Annotated in this window: 4 protein-coding genes and 2 pseudogenes; 3 read left to right on the top strand and 3 right to left on the bottom strand. The window is 38.1% G+C overall.

The window, feature by feature from the left end; translation table 11 throughout:
• Both BGC07_RS24110 and BGC07_RS03600 read right to left on the bottom strand, forming a co-directional pair.
• Positions 1-94: pseudogene (locus BGC07_RS24110) on the bottom strand (IS982 family transposase); the annotation flags it as partial.
• Between the two features lie 628 nt (positions 95-722).
• Positions 723-959 (bottom strand): substrate-binding periplasmic protein, encoded by a 237-nt coding sequence (locus BGC07_RS03600; RefSeq protein ID WP_069311989.1) that lies wholly within the window; start codon positions 957-959, stop codon positions 723-725.
• Positions 960-1233: 274 nt separating this feature from the next.
• On the opposite strand from BGC07_RS03600, the pseudogene ggt reads away from it, so the two are divergent.
• The 3 genes and pseudogenes from ggt to BGC07_RS03585 all read left to right on the top strand — a co-directional run bounded on the left by ggt (position 1234) and on the right by BGC07_RS03585 (position 4274).
• Positions 1234-3005, top strand: a pseudogene (gene ggt, locus BGC07_RS03595) (gamma-glutamyltransferase).
• 91 nt (positions 3006-3096) lie between these two features.
• Positions 3097-3420, top strand: a complete 324-nt coding sequence (locus BGC07_RS03590; RefSeq protein WP_069311988.1) for a hypothetical protein — start codon at positions 3097-3099, stop codon at positions 3418-3420.
• A complete protein-coding gene (locus BGC07_RS03585) occupies positions 3420-4274 on the top strand; it encodes an ATP-grasp domain-containing protein (RefSeq protein ID WP_069311987.1) in 855 nt (284 codons plus the stop codon). Before BGC07_RS03590 ends, BGC07_RS03585 begins: the two co-directional genes overlap by 1 nt.
• A gap of 40 nt (positions 4275-4314) precedes the next feature.
• Here the strand turns inward: BGC07_RS03585 and BGC07_RS03580 are convergent.
• A partial coding sequence (locus BGC07_RS03580; protein WP_139121744.1) for a response regulator occupies positions 4315-5052 on the bottom strand: 738 nt, incomplete at its 5' end.

Raw genomic sequence — 5052 nt, 5'->3', positions numbered from 1 at the left:
CTTGGTACTCAAGTAATGAGGCTTTCCAGTGAGGCAAGAAAACCTGACAAAAGTCATCGACAATGCAAAACAAACCGATTAAGCCGGTATCCATAAGCAGCTCCTTGCAATGGATTTAGATTGTGAGAACCTAAAGATTAATTGCAAACGGGCTGCTTTTTCAATAGAACCTTATATCGAACTCACGTTAATTATGTGAGATATTTTTTTGAAAACTTGCTGATAGTCGTCGCTTTTTAAGAATTTTTGAATAAATTGGTTGAGATGGTTCACTAATTCATGTGATGTTGATTTTTGACTAAACATTAAGAAGATATCATCTTGATTGACGATTAACGGATAATGAATCACGTTCTTGTTCTTACCTAGTATATTTCTGACGACATAGATATCACCTAGCAAGCCATCAATACGTTTATTTTTTAGGGCGTTAACAGAAAGTTGAGTTGATTTGTGCTCAATAATTTTTAATTTTGGGTAGCTTTTGATGTTTTTTTGAATCTCTGAAAATTGATCGCCATAAAATAACCACGAGTAGTACCTAGCTTAAAGGAGTAATTTATAAGGTCATAAATATGGGTGATGCTTGCTAGCTTAGTATTGCCTCGATAGGAAAACAGCACCATTTTCTCACTGCGGTAAGGCTCACTAAAAAAGGCGTAGGTTTGTCGTTTTTTGGTTTTAGAGGCGGACATGGCAATATGCAGTGTGCCAAGTTTTAACTATGCCAGCTGGCGCTTCCAAGGGCGCTCTATAAGTTTGATTTTGCAATTCGCTGCTTTTGCCAGATGTTGAATGAGTTCGATGTCTAAGCCGGTGATTTGATTGTTTTGATCTCTGTATTGGTAGGGTGGCCAATCTTCCCAGCCGACCTTGAGTATTTTATTGTCACAGGGGTTAGCAAAACTTGTTAAAGTTAAAATAAAATAGAGTAATATGTATATAATCTTCTTAAACAAACGATAACTGCCTAATCTTAATTATTGGCGACTGCTATAAAAATTAGAGTCTATTTTTTGTGATTAGGCAACCTGGCTTTTTATAACAAGTGGCTTTAACATTTTGCGGATTGATTAGAAATAGCTGTGAAGTTAGGTGAGCTTATGATGAGTTCAGCATGGTATTTGAAAAAACTGATGGCACCAGAAAATGAGCATCTTTGATTATAAAAAGTATGTATTTTATGTTTTAATAATCGTTAGCCTCTGTGGGCGAATTGGCAAAGTAACTTTCATGGTATCGACAAGGATAGGTAAGTTGAGTAGATTAATTAGTATTATTCTGAGTTTATGCATTTCTATCACCAGTGCGACAGCATCAAAGGTGATTCAAGAAGCAACTGAGCGTTTTCACCCCGTTTGGGCTGCAAGTGGGATGGTCGCGACTCAAGAAGCCTTAGCGACTCAAGTGGGCCGAGATATTTTAGCTAAGGGAGGTAATGCAGTTGATGCGGCGGTTGCTGTTGGTTTTGCTTTAGCTGTGACATTACCGCGTGCAGGGAATCTGGGTGGTGGTGGTTTTATGCTTATTTGGCTCAATAAAGAGCATAAGGCAATAGCGATTAATTATCGTGAAAAAGCACCCTTGGCAGCGAGTGCCGATATGTATCTTGATCAACAGGGTAATGTCGACCATCATAAAGTTAGCCAAACTTATCTAGCCACTGGTGTGCCGGGGACGGTTGCAGGCTTAATTTATGCATTGAAAAAATACGGCACTCTGTCTCTTGCTGAGGTGATGCAGCCGGCAATTCATCTTGCGCGCCAGGGGATTCGTGTTACGCCTGATTTAGCATCATCTTTAGCTCAAGCAAAAAATAGATTAGAAAAATCTACGGCTTCTAAAAAAATTATTTTTTGAAAAATAATAATAAAAACTATGAGCCTGGAGAGCTTTTAGTTCAGGGCGATTTAGCCAATAGCTTAGCTTTAATTGCGAAAGAAGGAAAAAAGGCTTTTTATCAAGGAGAAATTGCTGAAAAAATCGTTTCAGCGATGAAAGCTCACGGCGGTTTAATTACCTTAGCAGATTTAAAGAAATACCGTGTGCAAGAAGTGAAGCCGATGATTGGTCATTATCAGGGCTATACTCTCTTTTCTATGCCGCCACCCAGTTCTGGGGGCGTGACACTCATCGAGTTATTAAATATTTTATCTGGATTTCCATTAAAAGAGCTGGGATTAAATAGCGCTCAAAGTATCCATTTAATGGTTGAGGCGATGAACTTAGCTTATCGCGATCGCAATCATTATTTAGGGGACCCTAACTTTGTCAAGATGCCACTTAAACGTTTAACTTCGATGAAGTATGCTGATCGGTTGCGTCAGCAAATTCAATGGGACTATCACACGCCTTCTGCACAAATTTCGGCGAAAAAGTTTGATGACCATGAAAGCCATCAAACCACTCACTTTTCTGTGATTGATAAGGCGGGTAATATGGTTGCGAATACCTATACCCTAAATTATTCCTATGGAAATGGTTACACTGTGCCTGGAACGGGTATCTTATTGAATAATGAAATGGATGATTTTACGGCTAAACCTGGGGTTCCTAATGGTTTTGGTTTAGTACAAGGTGAGGCGAATGCTGTGGCACCTGAGAAAAGGCCGCTAAGCTCAATGACACCCACTTTAGTATTAAATCCACAAGGTGAGCCTTTATTGGCGACTGGCTCACCCGGGGGGAGTCGAATCATTACGACGGTTTTGCAGGTGTTATTGAATCGGTTAACCTATGGGTTAAATATTGCCAGTAGTGTTGCAGCTCCAAGAATTCATAGTCAATTATGGCCAGATGTCGTCTTATACGAACAAGGCATTAGCCTAGATACATTGTTTAAATTACAGGCAATGGGCCATCAACTAAAGCAGGTTGATGCAATGGGTTCTGCACAAACTGTGGAGAAAGGCGATGCAAAAGGTGATTATGGTGTTGCTGATCCGCGCCGGGCAGGCTCACTTGCTGCTGGACCGAGTGAGGTGATATTAGAAAAAGCATCTTAAATGAAGATGCTTTTGATTAATATATTAATTATGAAAAAAATCGATTATTTTCTTGTCATCAGTAGGGTTGCAATCGTATTCTCTAGCAAAATTGTCAGAAAAAAACAAATTATTGCTCGTGGTAGATCAGCTTGAATCGGAGAATGTATCTGACCAAACTAAAAAACACTTCAATGAAGTTATTATTAGCTTTTCTGGAAAATACTGTGGTCCTATCATTACATTAGATCTTGAGAGCACTATACAGGCTCTACAAAGCTATTTTAAAAAGGACAACCTTCAAAGCGTATCTATCATAAATACCAGTGAAGCCAATACTGAGGTAGCGGCTGAGCTTAGGCAATATTTCAATATTTCTGGATTAACGCCTTCTGAAGCTCGTCTTTTCACTGATAAGTCACTGATAAGTCACTGATGAAAAAGGTAGTTTCTCTACACAGCCTTAATGTACCTAATTCAACTCCGCTTTTAAATAATTATGTTGAAGTGTCATCATACTGTGGAAATAGATTTATAGCGAAACCGATAGATGCAGCCGGAAGTTATGGGGTCGAATTAATTCACTCTCAAGATGATTTAGATAGGTATTATGCACAATATAAACCAAATAAGAATAGTTTCATCGCAGAGCAGTTTATTGTAGGCAAGATGTACCATTGTGATTTCGTTCTTTATAAGAATAAACCCATTTTTAAAGCATGCTCAGAATATTTGTTTCCTAATTTATGTTTTAAAAAAGGTAAAAATTTATCAAGTTTTCCAGTTGTAAATAAGGAGCTTCAGTCAGTTATATTTAATTTTTCTGATCAATGTCTCAAAGCTTTAGGGTATCATAATGGTATTTATCATTTAGAACTGTTCATCGAAAATAATCAGCTTTATTTCTTAGAAGTCGGAGCGCGAATACCGGCCGCTTTAGTTGTTAAGATGTATGAGACTATTTATGGGGTTAATATCGCAGACTTAAGTGTCGCAGTGCTAACAGGTTCTCTCTCATCTTCTATTCAACAAAAAATGACGGGTCATTATTTCTTATGGGCGTATCTAGCGAAGACTCAAGGGGTAATTAAAAGGTTAATACCACCATCATTTAGCAGTGAGTTTAATATTCATTGGGAGGTAGAGGCTGGACAAGAAATTGATAACAGTCAGTCAATCATAGATCGCGTTGGAATATTAACAGCAAAAAGTAATCGCTTAGATGTCATTCAACAAGACTTTGAATACCTTAGAGCATACAGTCCTGTGGCTGTTGAATTTAGAGCATAAACAGTAATATTTTTATTATAAAAAATTTGGAGACGGTAATTTATTTGTCTTTTTTGCTATCGTCGTCTATTGAAGAAAGCAAATCATCGAGTGGGTTGTTTTCTTGATTGGCGTTATTGCCACTGTTATCTGCTTTTACTTCTTGCAAGAGTTGATTTAAATACTCTTCTTCTTTCTCTTGGTTTTCTTGTATCGGTTCGTCTACGGAAGGTAAGCCTTCTATTTCTATATCATCCGTGATTTCGATGACTTCACTAGCATCAAGCATATCTAATTTTGTTGGATCACTTGTGCCAGCTTCTGCCATATTTTGATTTTGATGTTCGGCGGCGAGCTGTTCTGAGGAAGGAACGGTTGTGCCATGATTGCCTTCTTTGTAGGCTTTAATACGTTCCTGTAAAAGCTCTGCGAGTTTTGTTGCTTGGAACTTGGCCAGAAAACCATCGGCACCGACTTTAATGACCATATTTTGATTAAATGAGCCACTCATGGAGGTGTGTAAAATAACGTAAAGTTTTTCCAGGCGTGGGTCATTGCGAATTTCAGTAATGAAAGTATAACCGTCCATTTCTGGCATTTCAGCATCAGAAATTACGATTAAAACTTCTTCTATCATCGTCTTGTTTTGATCTGCCAGATCAAGGAGTTTTTGAAAGCCATCACGGCCATTCACCGCTTCGATATAGTCAAGATTTAAGCTTTTGACCACTTTTTTGATTTGAATCCGGGCTGTTATTGAATCATCGACGATAAGAACTTTCGGTTTGATTTTAGTTTT

It is taken from the genome of Piscirickettsia litoralis (genome assembly GCF_001720395.1).
In the GTDB taxonomy this organism is placed as follows: Bacteria; Pseudomonadota; Gammaproteobacteria; order Piscirickettsiales; family Piscirickettsiaceae; genus Piscirickettsia; species Piscirickettsia litoralis.
This window is presented reverse-complemented; position numbering and strand designations above follow the sequence as displayed.

Bases quoted from the DNA above. Each gene is read 5' to 3' on its own strand.
- BGC07_RS03585 (WP_069311987.1), top strand. From the start codon at position 3,420: ATGAAAAAGGTAGTTTCTCTACACAGCCTTAATGTACCTAATTCAACT.